A 21,819-nucleotide genomic window follows, 5' to 3' on the forward strand; every position below is an offset into this window, starting at 1 on the left:
GCGACTGAAGACAAAACGTCAACAGAGTCTCAGAACGCGCTACTTGTGGTCTCGTGCAGGTGGCGCCAGATGACGCCAAGTGGTGCAGTCGGCTCCGCCGCGAGCAGGGCGGTACAAATGCGGGATGGCTTCTCGTCGGAATGACGCTCGCGATACCGCACCATGCAATTGCCCGACTCCCGCCAGATTACTTGGGGCGATTTGATGCTGATCACAAGCCCCGGCAGGCTGCCATGCTGCTCGGGTAGACAGTCCAGATAATGTCCCGCCGAGTGTACAGAACCATCTGGCGCTACCAGGCGAAAATCCTGTCGCCATACTTGGCGGATGCGATTGAGTGTTGCTTCGGACTTGGGGATCGCTCCGCTATACCAGTCTTGAAAGAAGCGATGCAAGGCAATGACTTCGCCAAGCCAGTCCGGGCCGGAATGCTCGGGCAGTTTGCCGCCGGCAATCTGGATGGCCCGCTGCAAGGCGTAAGCGACGGCCTGCTTGCGTACAGATTGCCGGTCTCCATGGAAATGCTTGGTTTCTGTTTCGATTTTCTCCGAAGTTGCAAAACCAAAGCATACTGTCCCCACAGGCTTTTCGACCGTGCCACCCTCCGGGCCGGCGATGCCGGTGATCGAAACCGCCAGATTGGCGCCGCAGCGGTACAGGGCACCACAGGCCATTTCTCCCGCCGTGGCATTGCTGACAGCGCCAAAGCCAGCCAGTGTGGTCGGGAGTACCCCCAGCCAGTCTGTCTTGATCGAGTTGGCGTAGGCGATGACCCCCCCAACAAACCAGCGCGAGCTACCGGCAATCGCGGTCAAGACCTCGCCCATGCCACCGCCGGTGCAAGACTCGGCGACCGTCAGCATCCAGCCTCGCTGTAGCAGACAATCACCAAGATGACCGGCAAGACCGGCGAGTTCGTTACTGTTGGGATGTGCCAGAAAGTTCGACATAGCGCCGGTATGCGGCTATCAAGCCATTGGTGGATGCGTCATGTTCTGTTGCCGCATGGGGGGAAATGAGCTCAGGAACGATCTTCTTGGCCAGCTGTTTGCCAAACTCGACTCCCCATTGGTCGAAGGGGTTGATGCCCCAAATGGCAGCCTGACTGCAGATCTTGTGCTCGTACAGCGCCATCAGCATACCCAGTGTATAGGGTGATAGTTCACTGAAAAGCAATGTGCTGGAAGGCTGATTGCCTGGGCAGACCTTATGCGGGGTCAGCCGCTCGATCTCCTCTTCAGGCAAACCATTGGCACGGAGTTCTGCCCGAACCTCGGCTTCGGTCTTGCCCCACATCAGTGCTTCGCTCTGCGCCAGGCAGTTGGCAACGAGCTGCGGATGGTGGTCTGGCAGGGAGTGAGAGGGGCGTGCCGACACGATGAAGTCGATAGGCACCAGACGTTGACTTTGATGCAATAGCTGGAAAAAGGCGTGCTGGCTATTGCTACCCACTTCGCCCCAGATGATGGCGCCGCTTGCATGATCAAGCGCGACGCCTTCAGTCGATACCCGTTTGCCGTTGCTTTCCATATCCATCTGCTGCAAGTAGGCAGGGAAACGTGCCAGTCGGTCGTCATAAGGCACCAGGGCGTGGCTTTCTGCTCCCCAGAAACTGATGTACCAGATGGACAGCAAGGCCATCAGTACCGGCAGGTTCTGATCAAGGGGGGTGTTGAAGTAATGCGCATCCATCGCAGCCGCGCCCTCCAGAAAGGCTTCAAAGCCTTCCCAGCCCAAGCCGCAAGCCAGCGACAGCCCGACTGCCGACCAAACTGAATATCGACCCCCTACCCACTCCCAGAATGCAAAGATGTTCTCGGGGGCGACGCCAAACTGTTCGGCGGCCTGACGGTTGGTGGTAATGGCGACAAAGTGCTGTGATACGTTTGCAGCCGACGACGACTGTAGCAGCCAATTGCGGGCTGACTGGGCATTGGTGGCCGTTTCCAGGGTCGTAAAGGTCTTCGATACCACCGCAAACAGTGTGGTTGCTGGATTCAGTCCGGCCAGCGTTCGGGCCAGCTCTCCGCCATCGAGATTGGCGACAAAGTGCAACCGTGGCCCGCCCGTCAGAAACGGGCGCAAAGCCTCCGCAGCCAGTCTGGGGCCCAGGTCCGACCCGCCAATGCCAATGTGGACCAGATCCGTGATGGCCTGACCGTCATAACCCAGCCGCTCGCCACAGCGAATCGCTTGAACGAATTGCTGCATTTGCTGGCGTACGGCCAGAATCTTGGCATGAATACCGTCCCCGGTTAGTGGAAGGCCAGAATCCGGCCGAAAGCGCAGGGCGTGGTGCAGGGCGGCCCGTCCTTCTGAGCGATTGACTTTTTCCCCCTGCTTTAGCGCTTGCATCCACTCAGGCAATCCCGCCTGTCTTGCCAGCGACAACAACAGATCCTTGGTTTCAGACGTGATCCGATGCTTCGAGAAGTCAAACAACAGGCCATCAAGCTGTAGCGAGAACTGTTCAAAACGCAGAGGGTTGGCTGCAAACAGCTCCCGCATTGAGGTCTGGGCAAGAGACTGCTGGTGCTGGGTCAGTGCAGCCCACTCGGCAGAGTGGCTGATCAAGCTCACGCTGGCACCTTGAGGAAATGCTCCCGGTAATACTTGAGTTCGTCTATCGACTCATAAATATCAGCCAGAGCCTCGTGCTTGCCGTGCTTGACCAAGCCCTTGGCCAAGTCTGGCCGCCAGCGCTTCATCAACTCTTTCAGTGTCGAAACATCAAGGTTGCGATAGTGGAAATGTGCTTCCAGCTGTGGCATCCAGCGTGCAAGGAAGCGGCGATCCTGGCAAATCGAGTTACCGCACATGGGTGAGCTACCCTTGGGAATGTGCGGGGCGAGAAAGTCGAGCATCTGTTGCTCAACCATGGCATCGCTCAGCGTCGAAGCCTTTACTTTGTCAATGAGGCCTGAGCGGCCATGGGTGTTCTTGTTCCAGTCATCCATGCCGTCGAGTACGGCATCTGATTGATGAACAACCAGCACGGGGGCTTCGGCAACCGTATTGAGTTGCGAGTCGGTGACTACGATGGCGACTTCAATGATCCGGTCGCTGTCTGGCTGGAGACCAGTCATTTCCATGTCGATCCAGATGAGGTGTGTGGGGTCTTGTGCCATAATCCGCAGCCTGTCAAATTTTCTAGAAAAAGCCGATTATTTTCGCATAAGCGGCTTGCCAACGTCAGCATGACCTCATCTGGCTTTACAAATCTGTTTCTTATTGTTCTTGCGTTATACACATTGGTTCAGCTGGGGCTGAAGTGGCGACACATACATCATGTGGATCGCCATCGCCACGCCGTTCCCTCGGAATTTGCCGAAAGCATTACTTTGGCGGAACACCAGAAGGCTGCGAGCTACACCATCGCCAAGTCAAAACTGGCAATGGCCATGACCCTTTGGGATGGATTGGTTTTGCTTGGGTTGACACTGGGCGGCGGGGTTGGGTTGCTTGACGGCTGGTGCCGCAGCGTGTTCAGTCCAGAGTCTCCCTACTGGCTTGTTCCCATGGCTACGCTATCCACCGTTACTACTCTGTTGTCATTGCCTTGGTCTTTGCTTGTTCTGATCGGAATGAAACTGTTTGGGGGGTATGCTTCACTTGATTTGTTTTGGCATAAATACCTCTCATTGGGGGTGCTGTCTGGAACGGCTTTGGTCTTCGCGGTTGTGTTGTCGACAGCTTTGTTTTCGATGCCATGGTCACTGTATTCCACTTTTGGGCTGGAACAGCGATTTGGTTTTAACAAAACCACTGTAAAAATACTCACGATTGATGTACTCAAATCCATTAGTTTGGGCTGGGTTTTTGGCATACCGCTGGTGACGGTCATCATCTGGTTGATGGAAAGGATGGGAGCCTATTGGTGGGTATACGCTTGGGCCGTCTGGGTAATTTTTGGCTTGTTGATCATGGCGATTTACCCGCACTTCATTGCGCCGATTTTCAATAAGTTCGTACCTCTGGAAGATGTTGCTCTCAAAGCGCGGATTGAGGGATTGCTCAAGCGCTGTGGCTTTTCAAGCAATGGCGTCTTTGTCATGGACGGATCCAGGCGCTCGGCTCACAGCAATGCCTATTTTTCTGGTTTTGGCCGCAATAAACGGATCGTTTTTTACGACACCTTGATCGAAAAGTTATCGCCCGAACAGATCGAAGCGGTGTTGGCGCACGAACTTGGCCATTATCGACGTCACCACATCATCAAGCGTATGGTCATGCTATATGGCTCAGCATTCGTCTTTATGTTTGTGTTGGGTCTGCTCAAGCAATCTGCCTGGTTCTACGAAGGGCTGGGGGTTGCGCAACCCAGCACCGCTGCTGCCTTGATGCTGTTTATGCTGGTGTTGCCGGTTTTCACTTTCATGCTTGATCCGATCAGCAGTCTTTTGTCTCGCAGACATGAATTTGAAGCCGATGCGTATGCGGCGAGTCAGTCGAGTGCCCAGGCGTTGATCTCTGGCTTGGTCAAGCTCTACCGTGATAACGCCAATACGGTGACACCAGATCCCCTGCATTCCGCAGTTTACGATTCCCATCCACCTGCGGCGATTCGTGTCGCTGCGCTCAAGAAGATTGCTTAGGAGCCATTTCATGTCACTTGCTCAGGAACGCTGTCTGGCCACTGTTGATCCGATTTCTGTAGAGGCGTTGCCGTCGCTGCTTGATCAGTTGAATGGATGGGTCGTCGAAGAGGGGAAGCTGGTAAAGCTGCATCGTTTTGCCAACTATTACGAGACATTGGCATTCGTCAATGCATTGGCATGGATTGCCCACCGTGAAGATCATCACCCCGAGATGTATGTGACTTACAACAGCTGCAAAGTTGAATTTGCAACCCACTCGGTTGATGGGTTGTCCCGCAATGACTTCATTTGCGCCGCAAAAGTTGATGCCCTTGATTTTCCGGCATAAATGATGACTCAGCGTGCCCGCATTGTTGCCAGCCACGGCAAGTCTTATATCGTTGAGTTGCCGGATGATCGGCGGCTTTCTGCTTCTGTTCGTGGCAAGAAAACCCACTTTGCCTGCGGTGATTGGGTGGAAGTCAAAGTACTGAATGCAGAGCAGGCTGTCATTGAAAAGCTGTTGGCGCGTGAGAGTTTGCTCTATCGGTCTGACTTGTGGCGGGAGAAATTGATTGCTGCCAATGTCACCCAAATCGTCATTGTGACCGCCCCGGTACCCAGTTGTTATGAAGAGCTGATCAGTCGTTGCTTGCTTGCTGCGGAGGCGGTTGGCATCAAGGCATTGATTGTGGCGAACAAGTCAGACCTTCCAGAGTTCGATGTCTTGCGTAAGCTGCTGCAACCGTACCTCGCTTTGGGGTACTCGATGATCGAACTGTCTGCAAAGGGTGATATCGCACCGCTACGTCACGCCCTGCAGGGGGAAGTCTCGGCCTTGGTTGGGCAATCGGGTATGGGCAAGTCAACATTGGTCAACGCCTTGCTGCCGGGCCAGGATGTCAGGACGGCAGAGATTTCCACGGCACTGGATTCAGGCAAGCACACGACTACCCATGCCAGCCTTTACCACTTACCTGACGGTGGCGAACTGATCGACTCTCCCGGCATGCAGGAATTTGGCCTCAGACATTTGAAAGTTGACGAACTGACCCGCATGTTCCCGGAGTTCCGCCCCTATCTTGGCGAGTGTCGTTTTCACAACTGTCGCCACAAGGCAGAGCCTGGCTGTGCATTACAGGCGGCACGTGATCAGGGATTGGTGTTACCGCAGCGCTTGTCACTGCTGCAGGCACTGTTTGATGAAGTTTCATCTTGACGTTTTAGCCAAATCGTCGATGTTTGGTTTTGTTTTCTCAGTGAATCGCTGCTAGAATCCCATTTCTATCCGACTAACTACCATAGAAAGACAGGACTGATACAGATGCCTAGTGTTCGCGTAAAGGAAAATGAACCCTTTGAAGTAGCGATGCGCCGATTCAAGCGCGCGGTGGAAAAAACCGGTTTGCTCACAGAACTGCGCTCACGCGAGTTCTACGAGAAGCCAACTGCCGAGCGTAAGCGTAAGCTCGCCGCTGCTGTAAAGCGCCACTACAAGCGTCTCCGCAGCCAAATGCTGCCGCCGAAGCTGTATTAAGCATCCCCGTCGGCTTTGCCGACTTGGCTGGTTCTACCAGTAAATGCGAAGGCCGAGTGGGCAACCACCCGGCCTTCTGCATTTGAAAGCTCGAAACCAACAACTTTGAAACAAGGACGAGTCATGAGCCTCAAGCAACAAGTTACCGATGACATGAAAACTGCCATGCGCGAGAAGGATACCTCGCGCTTGTCCACTATTCGCCTTTTGCTGGCAGCAATGAAGCAAAAAGAAGTTGATGAAAGAGTCGAGCTGACCGATACGGATATTGTTGCCATCATCGACAAGATGCTGAAGCAGCGTCGCGACTCCATTACCCAGTATGAGGCGGCAAATCGTACTGATCTGGCAGATCAAGAACGGCTGGAAATGACGATTCTTATGGGGTATATGCCAGCACAGTTGTCAGAAGCGGAAGTGGCTGCCGCGGTAGATGCTGTAATCGCCGAACACGGCAAGACACCAGCTGCCATGGGTAAAATTATGGCCGCCTTGAAGCTGCAGTTGGCAGGCAAGACTGATTTGGCGGCTGTATCTGCAATGGTTAAGGCCAAGATGGCTTGATAAAAATCTAGCCGGAACAAACCCCGTGATCCCAGAGGACTTTATTCAGGATTTGCTCAACCGCGTTGATATTGTTGACGTGGTGGATAAATACGTTCCTCTCAAGAAGGCAGGCCAGAATTACCAAGCCTGCTGCCCATTCCATAAAGAAAAGTCCCCATCTTTTACGGTTAGCCCAACCAAGCAGTTTTACCACTGCTTTGGTTGTGGTGCGCACGGTTCGGCGTTGGGCTTCCTCATGGAGTATAGCGGCCTTGGTTTTGTGGATGCTGTGACTCAGCTTGCTGAGTCGGTCGGTATGCAAGTACCAAAGAACCAGCCAGAGCAGGGGCGATCTGTTGTTGAGAGCAAGCGCCCTACGCTGGTGGAGGCGTTAACTGCGGCGATGCACTACTACCGCGAGCAGCTGAAGCGTTCACCTGCTGCCATTGAGTACCTTAAGCAACGTGGCCTGTCCGGGAAAGTGGCCGCAAAATTTGGATTGGGCTTTGCGCCAGCTGGTTGGCAGAATCTGCAAGTCGTTTTTACTGATTATGGCAACAGTACCATTTTGCTAGATGCGGGATTGGTGATCGACAGCGAAGAAAAGGGCAGGAGATATGACCGATTTCGTGACCGGATCATGTTCCCCATATTTGATCAAAAAGGGCAGGTTGTCGGCTTCGGCGGCAGGGTTCTGGTAAGTGCTTCGGGAGGGAAGGGTGATCCAAAGTATCTGAATTCCCCGGAAACGGCAGTTTTTGAGAAGGGTAAAGAGCTGTATGGCTTGCCGCAAGCCCGTCAGGCCATCCGCGATCACGACAAAGTTCTGGTGGTTGAGGGGTATATGGATGTGGTCGCACTGGCCCAGCATGGTGTTGAATATTCGGTAGCCACTTTAGGGACGGCTTGTACCCCGGATCACGTGCGACGTTTGTTTAGGTTGGCCGATGAGGTGATCTTCTGTTTTGATGGCGACTCTGCGGGACGCAAGGCAGCGTGGCGGGCCCTCGAGAATTGCCTGCCGCAAGTTGTAGATGGAAAATCCATCTCATTCTTGTTGCTTCCGGCAGAGCATGATCCGGACAGCTATGTAAAGCAGTTCGGCAAAGAGGCGTTCGAGGACTTGATCAATCTAGAGGCTATTGGATTTGTAACCTTTGCTGTGCGCGAATTGTCGAACCAAGCCGATCTGGATACCAGCGAAGGGCGTGCCCGCTTTCTTCATCTTGCAAAGCCGCTGACAGAAGCTATTCGGGCACCAGCACTGAGAACCATGCTGCGCAAGGCGGTGGCAGAGAGGGCGGGGATCGAAAACGACGAATTGAGGTTGGCTTTTGGTGAGAAAGCTTCCCCTTCTGCGACGTTTCCGACAGCAAAATTCCGCTGGAATAAAGACGCAACAAAGGTACGGCCAAAGATTATTCGACGCCCACTGGTCCCGGTTGAGCGACGGCTATTGCAGCTGGCATTGCTTGCCCCGCAGCTGCTGCAATCAGCACCTGTTGCACTTGGAGAGGTGGACTCGCAGGAATTGCAGGCATTGGCTTTACTCCTTGAATTTACCCAGCGCAACCCAAATATACTCAATGGCGCGAATGCTATTGAAGCTATTCAGAGGCAATGTGGTGACTTGGATTTGGGCCAAGTTCTATCTGAAAGCCTGAGCCTGTTCGAGAGGTTCGGGCAAGAAGAGCTGCAGGCAGAGTGGCTGGCCCAACAGGCCATCTACCGGCAAAGCCTGAGCCGACCATCTACACTGGATCGTAAAGGTCAGCTCGAATACAAGGCCGCTCATGGCGGATTGACCGACGCAGAACGAGACGAATATCGGATGTTATTGCTGTCTGCTCGTGACGCTAAGGTCTGATCCCCCCTCGCAGGACATACCATATCTGCAGGATTATTTTTACTGGCAAACATGGCAAGGATTGCGATATAATTCGCGGTTTTCCCGTTTCAATTTCAGGTACCGAGATCACACATGGCGGCAGATCAAGATATCGACAAGCTCGAAGGTCGGCAATCCGACACAAAAATGGACGCCGAAGTACGCAAAGCTCGTTTCAAGAACTTGATCGTTCTCGGAAAGGAACGTGGCTACCTGACTTACGCTGAAATCAACGATCATTTGCCAGAAGACATGCTGGACGCCGAACAAATCGAAGGCGTTATCAGCATGATCACCAATATGGGCATTCAGGTTTACGATGAAGCCCCTGATGCCGAGACGTTGTTGATGTCAGACTCAACACCGTCCGTGGCGGATGACGATGCTGTAGAAGAGGCAGAGGCAGCGCTGTCTACGGTGGACTCCGAATTCGGTCGAACGACTGACCCGGTGCGCATGTATATGCGTGAGATGGGCTCAGTGGAGTTGCTGACGCGTGAAGGCGAAATTGAAATCGCCAAGAGGATCGAAGAAGGCCTCAAACACATGATTCAGGCCATTTCGGCCTGCCCAACGACAATTGGACAAATCCTCAGCTTGGTGGATCGGGCTTTGGTAGATGAAATCCGCATTGATGAAGTTATTGATGGATTTATCGATCCGAATGCAGTTGAGGAAGAAGAGCCTGTTGAAATTGCAGAACCTGAAAACGACGAGGATTTGGCGGTTGATGCGGGCGCTGAAGAGGAGGATGAGGATGGCGAAGGTGGTAGCGCTGTCTCGAATGCTAATCTTGAAGAGTTGAAGGCTCAGGCTAAAGAGCATTTCCAATTAATTCGTGAATTATTTGATGAAATGTGTAAGGTTTTGGCAAAGCCCGGCACTCAGAATAAGCGTCACCTTGAATTGCAGTCTCAGATTTCTGCTGAATTCATGAAGATTCGCTTTTCTGCGCGTCAAGTTGAAGCATTGTGCGATCAGTTGCGCAGCATGGTCGATGAAGTTCGCGGATATGAGCGCGAAATTATGGACATTTGCGTGCAAAAGGTTAAAATGCCTCGCGATCATTTCATCAAGGTATTTCCTGGGAATGAAGATAATCTGAGCTGGGTGTCTCAGGAAATTAGCGCAGGCAAGCTCTATTCTCCCGTATTAAATCGCTATCAGCATGCCATTATGGAAAAGCAGTCCAAATTGGCGGAACTGCAAAAGCGTGCGATGATTCCGATTAAAGATCTTAAAGAGATTAATCGGCAAATGTCGACGGGCGAGGCAAAAGCCCGCCGCGCCAAGCGGGAGATGATTGAAGCCAACTTGCGTCTGGTTATCTCGATTGCCAAGAAATATACGAACCGTGGCTTGCAGTTCCTTGATTTGATTCAGGAAGGCAATATCGGTTTAATGAAAGCAGTAGATAAGTTTGAATATCGCCGTGGGTATAAGTTCTCTACATACGCTACATGGTGGATTCGTCAGGCAATTACTCGTTCGATTGCTGATCAGGCGCGAACCATTCGAATTCCGGTTCATATGATCGAAACGATCAATAAAATGAACCGCATTAGCAGGCAAATTTTGCAGGAAACCGGGGTTGAACCAGATCCAGCGTTGCTTGCAGATCGAATGGAAATGCCTGAGGAGAAGATTCGAAAAATTCTCAAGATCGCAAAAGAGCCGATTTCCATGGAAACCCCGATTGGTGATGACGATGATTCGCATCTAGGGGATTTCATTGAGGACTCTGTGACCATGGCGCCAGTTGAGGCTGCGGTGTATGCGAGTTTACGTGATGCGACGCGTGAGGTGTTGGATACATTGACCCCGCGTGAGGCAAAAGTGTTGCGTATGCGTTTTGGTATTGAAATGAATACTGATCATACTCTGGAGGAAGTTGGTAAGCAGTTTGATGTTACTCGTGAGCGTATCCGTCAAATTGAAGCCAAAGCATTGCGAAAGCTACGCCATCCAACTCGTTCTGAGCGGTTACGTAGTTTCCTTGATGCGAACGGAAATGAGATTACTTAATGTAGAGTAGTTTTGGGGCCTGTAGCTCAGTTGGTCAGAGCAGAGGACTCATAATCCTTTGGTCCAGGGTTCAAGTCCCTGCGGGCCCACCAAATAAAACAAGCACTTAGCGTAAAAAACTAAGTGCTTGTTTTGTTTTTTGCTCCGCAAATCTCTATTTGGTGGGGTCGATTGGGTTATCTTTTCGATTGCAAGCATAGTGTTCCGTCATTGTTAAATGAACGATGCCTAAGCTGTTTCTGTGTCGCGAATATTACCGGCCTGCTCAGATTTTTCGTTCCGATCCTTGCCCGGAGATCTCGAAATTGAACCCGTTCAATCGCGGTAGCTGGTTTAGGCGAGGCAAGTATTGCTGCCTCTTTGGCTTTATCGAAGCGTTTGCGTAGCAGTAGTGATCAAGTTATTTCGGACGCTGTGATAGATGGATGACCAGTCATTTCCGCTCGAAAGCGTTGGGAGGCTGGTAAGCCAATTTGGAGTACAACTGGCGAGTGTTGGGGGACTCAATAATGTAGTCGGCAATATCACGAATGGCCTCATCCTGATTGGCATAATTCTGTCGCCAGATACGCTCCATTTTTAGACTAAGTAAAAAGCGCCCCATCACTGCATATTCCAGCAATTGCCCTTGCGGCTCATACGGCAATTTGGAGCTGGCCTCGAACGCCCTGCCTCCCTGCAAGGGGGATGTCGTGGCTGCAAGCCGCTTTGCGGCAATGGCCACCCAAGGCTGGGGTCGATTTTTGAGTTGGCCTCGCTAGGGTTCGCTTATTTAGCCTACTAAGCTTCACTTACCCTGCCTAGCCACACCCCAAAACTCAGCCTGGCGCGACTGTGAGCCTAATGTCAACAGAACCTAGGTTATAATTACCGGTTTTCCGCAAGCCCGATCAGGGAGCATGAACATGGAAGCCGAACGCATCAATCAGATTGAAAGCCAACTGGCCGACCTGGCCACCCGTAACGAAGAACTGCGGAGGTATCTTTGACTACGCCAACAAGAAAGATCGCCTAGAAGAAGTCACCCGCCTGACTGAAGATCCGGACATCTGGAACGACGCCAAACGTGCTCAGGAGCTGGGTCGTGAACGCAAGTTGCTCGAAGGCGTAGTCGTCAACATCGACAGCATCGCCCAGACCATTGCAGACAGCCGCGATCTCTTCACTATGGGGCGTGAAGAAAACGACAACGATACCCTCGAAGCCGTTGCCCTTGACGTCGCAGACATCGAGGCCAAAGTAGCTGACCTCGAATTCAAGCGGATGTTCTCCAACCCGATGGACCCCAATGCCTGCTTTCTGGACATCCAGTCTGGCGCTGGCGGCACCGAAGCCCAAGACTGGGCGGGTATGCTGCATCGTATGTATATGCGCTACTGTGAGCGCAAAGGTTTCACCGTAGAAGTCATCGAAGTATCGGAAGGCGAAGTGGCGGGTATTACCAGTGCCACCCTCAAGATCACTGGCGAATACGCATATGGCTTTATGCGCACGGAAACTGGCGTGCATCGGCTGGTGCGGGTATCACCGTTCGACTCGAATGCCCGTCGCCATACCTCTTTCTCGTCGGTCTTTGTCTACCCTGAAGTCGATGACAGTATCGAGATCGACATCAACCCGGCAGACCTGCGCATCGACACCTTTCGCGCTAGCGGCGCAGGCGGTCAGCACATCAACAAGACGGACTCTGCCGTCCGTATGACCCACCTGCCAACAGGCATCGTGGTACAGTGCCAGAACGACCGCTCGCAACACCGCAATCGTGACGAAGCCATGCAGATGCTGAAAGCACGGCTCTACGAGCTGGAAATGCGCAAGCGCAATGAAGAAAAGCAGGCCCTCGAAGCCACCAAGTCCGATGTGGGTTGGGGCCACCAGATCCGCTCTTACGTCTTCGACCAGTCACGCATTAAAGATCTGCGTACCGGCTACGAAGTTGGCAACATTAAGGGTGTGATGGATGGCGACCTTGACGGCTTTATCGAAGCCAGCCTGAAGCAAGGCGTCTAAACGCCACCGCCTGCGCCCACCCGCCGGTTCCCGGCGCAGGCCTTCCCACTTTTTCCCGGAGAACCGCATCATGTCTCAATTCCTGATCGTGACCGTCATCGGTGATGACAAACCCGGCCTGGTCGAACAATTGTCCGCTGCCATTAGCGCACAAGGTGGCAACTGGCTCGAAGGCAGCATGTCGCGGCTGGCCGGAAAATTTGCCGGCATTGTCAAAGTGGGCGTACCCGCTGACAAAGTTGCCAGCCTGCGCGAAGCACTCGGCGCCCTTCCGTCACTCAAGGTAACCGCCGAGCTCTCGGATGAATGTACAAATCGCAGCGCCCGTCGCCTGACCTTGTCACTGGTAGGCCTAGACCGGATTGGCATCGTCCGCGAAGTATCGCAAGCCTTGGCTCGCCACGCCGTCAATGTCGAAAAGCTTGCCACCCATACCAGCAGCGCTGCCATGTCCGCAGAGATGCTGTTCCATGCCGCCGCTGAACTGACCGTGGCCGAGGGTTTCGACACCACCGCCCTGCAGCGCGATCTGGAGCGGCTATCGAATGACCTGATCGTAGACATCACCCTAGGCGAATCCGCCTGAAACCCTGAATTATTTACCGTAAACAGACCTGTACCATGAGCGAAGAAACGCAAGCCCTACCCCAAGACGACAATCACATCATCGCCGAACGCCGCGCCAAACTGGCTGAAATCCGCAAATCGGGAGTTGCCTTCCCTAACGATTTCGAGCGCCGCGACCTGGCCGCCCTGCTGCACGCCAAATATGGTGAGAAAACTGCCGAAGAACTCGAAGCCGCTGGCGTCGAAGTTGCCGTAGCCGGCCGCATGATGTTGAAACGTGTGATGGGTAAAGCCAGCTTCGCCACGATTCAGGATGGTTCCGCCCGTATCCAGCTGTTCATCAGCAACGATGGCGTTGGCGAAGCCGTACATGGCAGCTTCAAACACTGGGACCTCGGCGACATCCTTGGCGCCAAGGGCCTGCTGTTCAAAACCAAGACCGGTGAACTCACCATCAAAGTCAGCGAACTGCGCCTCCTGACCAAATCCCTGCGCCCCCTGCCAGGTGACTGGTATGGTCTGTCGGATCAGGAGCAAAAGTATCGTCAGCGCTACCTTGATCTGATCACCAACGAAAACAGTCGCGCCACCTTCGTCAATCGCTCGAAGATTGTGCAAAAGGTGCGCGAAGTCATGGTTGGCGAGGGTTACCTCGAAGTTGAAACGCCAATGATGCACGTCATCCCCGGCGGTGCCGCTGCCAAGCCTTTCGTTACACATCACAACACCCTGGACATGCCGCTATTCCTGCGAATTGCCCCAGAGTTATACCTGAAGCGGCTGGTGGTGGGCGGTATGGAGCGTGTGTTTGAAATCAACCGCAACTTCCGTAACGAGGGCATGAGTACCCGTCACAACCCCGAATTCACCATGATGGAGTTCTACGAAGCCTACGCCGACTACCGCCGGATGATGGAGCTGACTGAACACGTCATTCGCGAATCAGCACGAGCGGTTCACGGCCATGCCGTCGTCGAATACCAAGGCAAGATTGTTGACCTCTCAAAGCCATTCGAGCGCCTTACCGTCGTGCAGGCCATCATCAAGTACAACCCGCAATACACCGAGGAACAGCTGAACGATCGCGCTTGGCTCAAGGCAGAAATCGAAAGGCTGGGTGGCAAGCTGTTTGTCACCGATGGCATCGCCGGTCTGCAATTCAGCCTGTTCGAGGAAACCACCGAAACCAAACTGTGGGAACCCACCTACATTATCGACTACCCGGTCGAAATCTCGCCTTTGGCACGCGGCTCCGACAGCCGTCCTGGTGTTACCGAGCGTTTCGAGTTGTTCGTTGTTGGCCGCGAATTAGCCAACGGCTTCTCCGAACTCAACGACCCGGAAGACCAGGCCGAGCGCTTCCTGGATCAAGTCAAGCAAAAGGACGCTGGCGACGACGAAGCCATGCACTACGATGCCGACTACATCCGTGCGCTGGAATATGGCATGCCCCCGACAGGTGGTTGTGGCATTGGCATCGACCGTCTGGTCATGCTGTTGACCGACGCCCCCTCCATTCGCGACGTCATCCTGTTCCCCCAGATGCGCCCGGAGTAAGCTAGTAGCGTTGTATAAACAAGAACCGCCCGATATAATGTGCGGCTCTTCGCCGTTGTAGCTCAGTTGGTAGAGCAACTGATTCGTAATCAGTAGGTCGGGTGTTCGATTCACCTCAACGGCACCACCCAAACTTTTACGAGTTGGGTAGAAACAGACAAACCCCTTGATACTGCTCGGTTTCAAGGGGTTTTTTGTTGCCTGTCCTCCTGCCATTCCCCCGCCTTTACACCCCCTTTTCGACGCCTTCTACGCCAGAATTACGCCTCGTTTACGCCAAAATTTAGGGGGTTCTTGTGCATCGACGGCCAGTTGTAGCTAGTAGCTATTGAGCCCCCCTTTGTCACACCCATTGCCTGATTGCCGCCACATGCCCCGGCAGCGTCGGGGTGAGCTTTGACATGGGAAGCATCAATCTTCAGCCACTCAAAGTCCGGGGCAGAGATCAAACCGTTCATGCAGTTTTCCCGGACGCCCTTGTTGTGCCATTGGTAAAAGCGTCGATGGGTGTTTTTTTAGTCGCCCAGATCGGGAGGAGGATTCCTTCATGGTGCACCTGTCTGCAAAATCCATAAAATGTCATGTATAAACAATGTGTTGCATTTGTCTGCCTCAACCCAATCTCCTCGTCGTCCCGGAAGAGGCGGCTCCAGTAGGAGCTAGGTTGCTTCGGATATGTCATGGCGACGATACGCTGGCACAGCTATGGATTCGGATGTCATTGTCAAATATTTAATACCTGAACGTTCTTGTGACGACACCTTCTTGCGAACTGCGTGAACGACTCATCAAAACCCCCTTGAACACCAATAAGCACGGTAAACCAACTGCGCCTTCTGCGTAGACCTCGCAGCTCAACCAGAACCCTCTCGCCAAATACGTACAAGTGGTGTTTTCTGTTTTTGCCTGTTATTGACCAGATTTGTACGCGCGCCCATAAACCTAGCATTGATGCGGGGTGACGGCAGGGAGTTAGTCCGTACAATTGGATTTGTACGAACTTACCTGCAAACAGGCAGCACACGGCAGCCCCCATTAATGCAAAACGCCAATGCCGCGTTAAACCTCAACGACAGCATTGGCGTGGTGAAAGAGCGGGTTGCCAGGGAGTGGTTCTGGCAACGACCGCTTAGTCCTGCACGGTGTACACCAACTTGTAGCGCTTGGCGGACAGCATTTCATCCAGATGCTTACCGTAGCCAACAAAGAGATTTGCTCCTTTGATCGACGAAATATCCAGGCTGGAAGTGAGGCGAATCGACGTGGTATCCAAAACTCCCCAGTAGTAATGAGGCACCTCATCTATTGATACAGGGGCCCATCCCTTCTGGGTATAAGCGTAGAGTGCACCGTTATGAGACAACAGCACGTAGATAGCCCCACCTTTCCCTGCAAAGTCTTCCCCAATATTGAGCTTCACATCGATTGTCTTACTCTTTAAAGAACCCACCGCTGCCGCAGATATCGGCACAGTAAAGTCGTCTGTCGTATAAACCTCGAAAGTACCTGTTGCATCATTGAATGACAAAGTAGCTATTGATTTATCGCCAGCGAGTAAAGAAGCCCGGGCACGAACGCGAACCTTGTCGCCTCTATTTACTAGGCCAGGTTCGTTGGTAAATGCACTATCGTTAATCGAATATTCGCCGCCGACCACTGAAACAGGCGTGGGTTTGCTGATGCCCGTAACAGTTATTGATTTAGAAGTACCCCACTCCCCACTCTTGACGTTGAATGCCGGAAGAAATTCAAAAGGATTTACGCGCTCAAACTCTTTTTCAAACCTAAATGCCGTAATGGTGTTATATACCCCCGATCTTGCATATTGACCACCATTAAAGGCCACCAAATAATCATCACTAATAGCAGTTGAATTTATGATATTAATACTCGGATGATACGTTTCAGGAATCTTCCACAAGATATCCCGCGTCGCCAAGGCGCCGTTTTTATTTAGTTTAAAACCATACATACCAGCCAAGCAAGGGAAAAAAAGCGTTGAATCCGTAAAGGCAAACCCTAATTCACTTTTCGAGTAACTATCATAATTGCAACCGCCAATCTGCATATAGCTAATTACTCGAGCCGAACGTTCCTCTAGTCCAACTAAATTGTGAAAATTAAGGTTCTCGGCATCTGGGAAATAGACTGACTCGCGTAGATACACCACCCCTTTCCCGGAAATCATCTGGAAATAGTTCCCTGCAAAGGTCCAATCAACAGATCTGGTTTTTAAATTAAAAGAAACCGCCGTTCCATCAATAAGCGCCAAAAGATTGCCTTGCTGCCCAAATAAAAGTGGAGAAAAAACACTATTCCCTTTATGCGGAATTTGATACAGAATTTCGCCTGTGTATATACTATATGCATTCAAATTTCCGTTGAAATAAATGTATAACTCATCATCTTTTATGGCTATTTCAGGCTGAGACTGGGGCAAGACCGCACTCCATACCTCGTCCCCATTAGAGGCATTGTTGGCGTATAAAATATTACGCCCATTGGGCACATCCTGCGCCATGGAAAATATCATTCCATGCTTGATTATGGATCGAGAAAAAGTATTTCCATTCAGATCTTTGGCTGTTCTAGAGTAAATTTTGTCGCCATTATTGGCGTCATAAACCGACACTCCATTGCCTGTCAAATATAATTTCCCATCCACAAAGGAAAGTGAAAATTTATTGTCTTTCGGTAAAGATTCATCTTCCAAATCAAGGGGGGATGTCCAACTCATCTTTCCATCGGACAAATTAATTGCATTAATTTTATAGCGATGCGCATCTTTATCATAAGAAATAAAAAACACTTTTTCTTGTGCAATAACGGGAGAGGGCCCCAAAATATCTGATCGGCCAGAAATTTCCCAAATTAATTTTGGTTTGGTATCTGTATAAGAGACTGGTACATAGTCTGAGTATCTTGTATTTCCTTGATATGTCTGCCAATCCTGCGCCAAGACCAAAGACGAAGCCAAAGTCAGCATCAGCGTGCCAAGCGATTTGAATAGTGGTGTGAAAGACATGGTGCGATGGAATCAGATCAAAAGGGGCTAGATTGTATTTCAGTCAATTGACTGACTGCAAAAGTACTTTTTCACAACGTCTCATTCGAAACAAGCACTGAGACTTACTCAGTCAGCTCATTTCCCCCCCATCCTCGCCAGCAAATCACTCGCTGGCGTCCGGGTCTTCGCCAGCGGGTTGGCTTGATCCAGTGTGCTGGCCTTCTTCTTCATCGCCAGCTGGGTGTAAATCCGGGTGGATTGGGCTGAGCTGTGGCCCATCAGCGCACTGGTTAGCCCCTCTGGCGTGTCCGATTCCGTGAGTTCCGTACCGAATAGATGGCGCAGCGCATGCGGGTGAGTCAGTAATCCCACCATTGATGGGGGTGAAGGCAGGGAATTAGTCTATGCAATAAAATTTGTATGAACTTACCCGCAAACAGGCAGTACACCCCATCCAAGTAAAACGCCAATGCCGCGTTTAACCTCAACGACAGCATTGGCGTGGTGAAAGAGCGGGTTGCCAGAGCGTTGCCCTGGCAAGGACAGCTGCTTAGTCCTGCACGGTGTACACCAGCTTGTAGCGCTTGGCGGACAGCATTTCTTCTAGGTGCTTACCATAGCCGACATAGAGATTTGCCCCCTTGATCGACGAAATGTCCAGGCCGGAAGTGGCTCGAATTAAGGTGTTGTTCAAAGTCCCGCGGTAATACTGAGGAATGTTGCTCATGGATGCTTGAACCCATCCCTTCTGGGTATAAGCGTAGAGGGCGCCGTTATGAGACAGCAGCACATAGATGGCACCACCCTTACCCACAAACTCCTGCCCAATATTGAGCTTAACGTCGATTGTCTTGCTCTTTAACGAACCTTCGGCTGTCGCTGAGATCGGCACGATTGATTCGTCTGCGGCCTGAACCTCAAAAGTACCGGCTACGTCATTCAGCGACAACGTTGCTTTTACTTTATCGCCCGCCAGGAAAGACGCTTGGGCACGAACACGAATCTTGTCGCCGCTTTTGGCTAATCCGGTTTCGTTGGTAAAGGCCCCCTCATTAATCGAATATTCGCCACCAACAACTTTGACAGAAACCGGGTTATTGACACCCGAAACGGTTATTGGCTTCGACGTACCCCACTCACCAGGTTTGATATTGAATGCCGCAGCAAATTCAATAGGGTCCGCACGCTCGACCAATTTCTCAAACTTATAAGTACTAATGGCTTTATGTTTTCTTTCCTTGTCCTCACTCGTTCGGGCACCACCACGATTAAAAACCACCAGGTAATCATCACTAATGGCCATGGCACCAAAATAATCGGCTTCTGAATCTATTTTTCCTGGTAGTGTCCACAATGGGTCTGCCCGCATCAAATTGCCGTTTTCACCCAATTTAAAACCATGGATTCCATTTCGGCAAGAAAATAACAATGTTGAATCAGTAATTACCATGCTGGAAACAAGTTCCGAATTATATAAACTATAACTGCAGTTTCTTACTTCCGAACCATATAAAATGGCGCCAGTCTTTTCATCAAATACATCAAACCCCTCATCGATAAAATTTCCTCCAGGCTCGTGCTCAGATCTAGTTAGATGGCGCATATAAACCGCACCATTTCCAGAAGCCAGGTAATTGTATTTCCCCCCTTTTGTCCAATTAATGGACTTTTCTTTTGGGCTAAAGGATACGCCGCCATTACCATCAAGAGCGAATATATTCCCAGAGTCCCCAATCAGAAATGGCGGTAACAAATATTGCCCAACAAACGGCACTTGATACAATGCTTCACCCGAGTGAGTATCAATTGCATTCAGTTTTCCCGCAAAAAAAGCGTACAGCTCATTTCCCTTGATGACTATCTCAGGGTAATAATTAAATGGTATCTCAGGCAGTGCTGTATTCCAAACTTCATTACCATTTTCAATATCATTGGCATGCAGGGTATGTTTGAACTTTGAATTGCTGGAGGGATCTCTTGAAAGATCGATGGAAATGGAATATACCATGCCATCCCTGAATGTGGGCCTACTAAAATGATTGTTATTTAAATGCCACGATGGCCTTGAATAAATCATCGAGCCATCAGTGGCGTTATAGGCTGTAATTCCGTTGCCCGTTAGAAACAGCTTGCCATCTACATAAGAAAGTAGGAGCTTGTTTTCGCCCAGCCCATACATCCCATAAAAATTAATCTCACTCTTCCAGGCTATGCTGCCATCTTTTAGATTGACTGCATAAAGCATACCTCGGCTCAGAGCCCTATCGTAGGCAGAAAAATAAATCTTGTTTTCCGCAATGACGGGCGAAGGGGAAGTAATGTCGGGAAAATCGGTTCTTTCCCAAATTAACTTTGGTTCCGCATCCGTAAAGGAAACGGGTACGTATCCCGTATGATTTTCATTTCCATAGAGTGTTGGCCAGTCCTGCGCCAATACCAAAGATGGAACCAGTGTCAGCATCAAGGTGCCAGCTGATTTAAGCAACGGTGTAAAAGACATGATGCAGCGAATAAGGGGGAAAAAAGGGCTAGATTGTATTTCGGTCAATTGACTGACTGCAAAAGTACTTTTTCACAACGCCTCATTCGAAACAAGCACTGAGACTTACTCAGTCAGCTTATTTCCCCCCCACATCCTCGCCAGCAAATCACTCGCTGGCGTTCTGAAGGCGCTCGGCATTGGCCAGCGACATCACATCCGGCAGTGGCTTGCCTGCCTTCGGATACGCCAGCCGGCTGGCCGGATTGATGGCCATATGCTGGGTCTTGTGCAGCCAGGCATAAAAGCCACGGATACAGCTGATATAGGGAATGCGCGAGCGGGCGTGCAGCTTGTGATGCTTGTTCAGATGCACCCCGGTAAACAGAACCAGATCATCTTCGGTTACCGCGCAGGGATCTCGATCCCCCAGGAAAGACCGGAAGCGGGCCAGGATGTCGGAATAGGCCGCGATGGTGCGCGGGCTGCAGCCTTCGCTATTGCGTTTGACCGTTGGGTGGCGCGTACCGAATTTGCCTGACCGTGGTGGTTGCGTCGGGTTCAGACGCCGAAGGCAATGACATGGTCGATTTCGAGCCGGATGCCGATCGCCTCGCCAATGGCGTGATCGTGGTGGCTGGGAACCAGGCTCAGCACGGTCTGGCCGCTGGGGAGGGAGAGGGTGTACAGGAACTGGGCGCCACGAAAGGCTTTCTTGACCACGCGTGCCTGCATAGGGCTGGTGTCGTCATGCAGGATGTCGTCGGGGCGTAGCAGCACCTGCACGGCTTGGCCGGGGCGAGCCTGGCAGACCGGCCAGCATGGCCGATGCCCGAGCTGTGGGTCGGCATTGAACTCAATATCGCCAGCCGCCGTGACGACTGCCGGCAGAAAGACGCCTTCGCCGATGAAGTCGGCGACGAAGCGTTCTGCTGGCTCGTGGTAGAGCTTGTAAGGCGTGTCCCACTGCAGCAGCCGGCCGGCGTGCATGACGCCTACCTTGTCGGCCAGCGAGAAGGCTTCGTGCTGGTCGTGGGTGACCAGCAACGCAGTAATGTCGCGACTCTTCAGGATGTCGCGGACTTCCTGATTAAGTCGCTCGCGTAGCTCGACGTCGAGATTGGAAAAAGGTTCGTCGAGCAGGAGCAGTCGGGGGGCTGGGGCGAGTGCTCGTGCCAGGGCTACCCGTTGCTGCTGGCCACCCGACAGGGCATGGGGATAAGCGTTGGCGACCTCGGTCAGCTGAACGACTTCCAGCAGCTCTTCGACGCGTCGTTTTTGCTCGACTTTGTCGAGACGACTAAGCCCGAAGCGGATGTTGTCGGTGACGTTGAGGTGGGGGAATAGGGCGTAATCCTGAAACACCATGCCGATTCCGCGTTGCTGTGGTGTCCATTCCTGACCGGAACTGGCAACTTGTTGACCATCGAGGATGACCCGGCCGGCGGCAACCGGTTCGAAACCGGCAATGGCGCGCAAGGCTGTTGTCTTGCCACAGCCGGAGGCACCCAGCAGGCAGCCGATTTCACCGGCCTGCAGGCTGAAACTGAGCCCTTCCAGTACCCGTTTCGGGCCAAAGTTGACGTTGATCTGATCGAGGGTGAGCAGGGTGTTGGGCATGAGTGC

19 protein-coding genes and 2 tRNA genes are annotated in these 21,819 nt (G+C 52.0%); 12 read left to right on the plus strand and 9 right to left on the minus strand.

The window, feature by feature from the left end; all coding sequences use genetic code 11:
- Positions 1–29: 29 nt before the first annotated feature.
- Genes PZA18_RS11560 through orn form a run of 3 tightly spaced genes read right to left on the minus strand, consistent with a single transcriptional unit; the run spans position 30 to position 3,128 of the window.
- Entirely contained in the window at positions 30–950 is a 921-nt protein-coding gene (locus PZA18_RS11560; protein WP_284101000.1) for a nicotinamide-nucleotide amidohydrolase family protein, read from the minus strand.
- Entirely contained in the window at positions 919–2,580 is a 1,662-nt protein-coding gene (gene pgi, locus PZA18_RS11565; protein WP_284101001.1) for a glucose-6-phosphate isomerase, read from the minus strand. Before pgi ends, PZA18_RS11560 begins: the two co-directional genes overlap by 32 nt.
- Positions 2,577–3,128 (minus strand): oligoribonuclease, encoded by a 552-nt coding sequence (orn, locus tag PZA18_RS11570; RefSeq protein WP_284101002.1) that lies wholly within the window; start codon positions 3,126–3,128, stop codon positions 2,577–2,579. The genes pgi and orn overlap by 4 nt, the downstream gene beginning before the upstream one ends.
- Between orn and PZA18_RS11575 the strand changes: the two genes are divergently transcribed.
- The 8 genes from PZA18_RS11575 to PZA18_RS11610 all read left to right on the plus strand — a co-directional run bounded on the left by PZA18_RS11575 (position 3,120) and on the right by PZA18_RS11610 (position 10,665).
- Positions 3,120–4,595, plus strand: a complete 1,476-nt coding sequence (locus tag PZA18_RS11575) for a M48 family metallopeptidase (RefSeq protein ID WP_284101003.1) — start codon at positions 3,120–3,122, stop codon at positions 4,593–4,595. The two genes, orn and PZA18_RS11575, sit on opposite strands and share 9 nt — an antisense overlap.
- 10 nt (positions 4,596–4,605) lie before the next feature.
- Entirely contained in the window at positions 4,606–4,926 is a 321-nt protein-coding gene (locus tag PZA18_RS11580) for a 4a-hydroxytetrahydrobiopterin dehydratase (protein ID WP_284101004.1), read from the plus strand.
- A 3-nt stretch (positions 4,927–4,929) separates the two neighbouring features.
- The gene (rsgA, locus tag PZA18_RS11585; RefSeq protein WP_308447369.1) at positions 4,930–5,796 is read left to right on the plus strand and encodes a ribosome small subunit-dependent GTPase A; all 867 of its coding nucleotides are present in this window, start codon (positions 4,930–4,932) and stop codon (positions 5,794–5,796) included.
- A gap of 105 nt (positions 5,797–5,901) precedes the next feature.
- Positions 5,902–6,114, plus strand: coding sequence for a 30S ribosomal protein S21 (rpsU, locus tag PZA18_RS11590; RefSeq protein WP_284101006.1), 213 nt, complete (start codon positions 5,902–5,904; stop codon positions 6,112–6,114).
- Positions 6,115–6,237: 123 nt separating this feature from the next.
- The gene (locus PZA18_RS11595) at positions 6,238–6,678 is read left to right on the plus strand and encodes a GatB/YqeY domain-containing protein (protein ID WP_284101007.1); all 441 of its coding nucleotides are present in this window, start codon (positions 6,238–6,240) and stop codon (positions 6,676–6,678) included.
- A gap of 25 nt (positions 6,679–6,703) precedes the next feature.
- Positions 6,704–8,527, plus strand: coding sequence for a DNA primase (dnaG, locus tag PZA18_RS11600; RefSeq protein WP_284101008.1), 1,824 nt, complete (start codon positions 6,704–6,706; stop codon positions 8,525–8,527).
- A 114-nt stretch (positions 8,528–8,641) separates the two neighbouring features.
- The gene (rpoD, locus tag PZA18_RS11605) at positions 8,642–10,573 is read left to right on the plus strand and encodes an RNA polymerase sigma factor RpoD (RefSeq protein ID WP_284101009.1); all 1,932 of its coding nucleotides are present in this window, start codon (positions 8,642–8,644) and stop codon (positions 10,571–10,573) included.
- 15 nt (positions 10,574–10,588) lie between these two features.
- Positions 10,589–10,665: transfer RNA gene (locus PZA18_RS11610), tRNA-Ile, on the plus strand.
- Positions 10,666–11,006: 341 nt separating this feature from the next.
- On the opposite strand, the gene PZA18_RS11615 is transcribed toward PZA18_RS11610, so the two are convergent.
- A complete protein-coding gene (locus tag PZA18_RS11615; protein WP_407951183.1) occupies positions 11,007–11,297 on the minus strand; it encodes a hypothetical protein in 291 nt (96 codons plus the stop codon).
- A gap of 181 nt (positions 11,298–11,478) precedes the next feature.
- On the opposite strand from PZA18_RS11615, the gene prfB reads away from it, so the two are divergent.
- The 4 genes from prfB (at position 11,479) to PZA18_RS11635 (ending at position 14,834) form a co-directional block, all read left to right on the plus strand.
- Positions 11,479–12,583 (plus strand): peptide chain release factor 2 gene (gene prfB, locus PZA18_RS11620; RefSeq protein ID WP_284101010.1). Its coding sequence is split into 2 segments (ribosomal slippage): positions 11,479–11,559 and positions 11,561–12,583, totalling 1,104 coding nucleotides; the frame shifts between segments, so codons are not numbered across the junction.
- A 70-nt stretch (positions 12,584–12,653) separates the two neighbouring features.
- Positions 12,654–13,169: a glycine cleavage system protein R gene (locus tag PZA18_RS11625; protein WP_284101011.1), complete on the plus strand. Its 516-nt coding sequence runs from the start codon at positions 12,654–12,656 to the stop codon at positions 13,167–13,169.
- A 35-nt stretch (positions 13,170–13,204) separates the two neighbouring features.
- Complete coding sequence (gene lysS / locus PZA18_RS11630) at positions 13,205–14,707, plus strand: lysine--tRNA ligase (RefSeq protein ID WP_284101012.1); 1,503 nt, start codon at positions 13,205–13,207, stop codon at positions 14,705–14,707.
- Positions 14,708–14,758: 51 nt separating this feature from the next.
- A tRNA-Thr gene (locus tag PZA18_RS11635) sits at positions 14,759–14,834 on the plus strand.
- 1,002 nt (positions 14,835–15,836) lie between these two features.
- Here PZA18_RS11635 and PZA18_RS11640 read toward each other — a convergent pair.
- The 5 genes from PZA18_RS11640 to PZA18_RS11665 form a co-directional block, all read right to left on the minus strand.
- Positions 15,837–17,732, minus strand: coding sequence for an outer membrane protein assembly factor BamB family protein (locus tag PZA18_RS11640; RefSeq protein ID WP_284101013.1), 1,896 nt, complete (start codon positions 17,730–17,732; stop codon positions 15,837–15,839).
- 117 nt (positions 17,733–17,849) lie between these two features.
- Complete coding sequence (locus PZA18_RS11645) at positions 17,850–18,089, minus strand: tyrosine-type recombinase/integrase (protein WP_284101014.1); 240 nt, start codon at positions 18,087–18,089, stop codon at positions 17,850–17,852.
- A gap of 175 nt (positions 18,090–18,264) precedes the next feature.
- The gene (locus PZA18_RS11650) at positions 18,265–20,262 is read right to left on the minus strand and encodes an outer membrane protein assembly factor BamB family protein (RefSeq protein ID WP_284101015.1); all 1,998 of its coding nucleotides are present in this window, start codon (positions 20,260–20,262) and stop codon (positions 18,265–18,267) included.
- 100 nt (positions 20,263–20,362) lie between these two features.
- Positions 20,363–20,758 carry a phage integrase N-terminal SAM-like domain-containing protein gene (locus PZA18_RS11655; protein WP_308447370.1) on the minus strand — a complete coding sequence of 132 codons (396 nt, stop codon included), beginning with the start codon at positions 20,756–20,758 and terminating at the stop codon, positions 20,363–20,365.
- On the minus strand, positions 20,755–21,813 hold the full coding sequence (locus tag PZA18_RS11665) for an ABC transporter ATP-binding protein (RefSeq protein WP_284101017.1): 1,059 nt from the start codon (positions 21,811–21,813) through the stop codon (positions 20,755–20,757). Before PZA18_RS11665 ends, PZA18_RS11655 begins: the two co-directional genes overlap by 4 nt.
- Positions 21,814–21,819 lie beyond the last annotated feature (6 nt).

This window comes from Parachitinimonas caeni (assembly GCF_030129945.1).
In the GTDB taxonomy this organism is placed as follows: Bacteria; Pseudomonadota; Gammaproteobacteria; order Burkholderiales; family Chitinimonadaceae; genus Parachitinimonas; species Parachitinimonas caeni.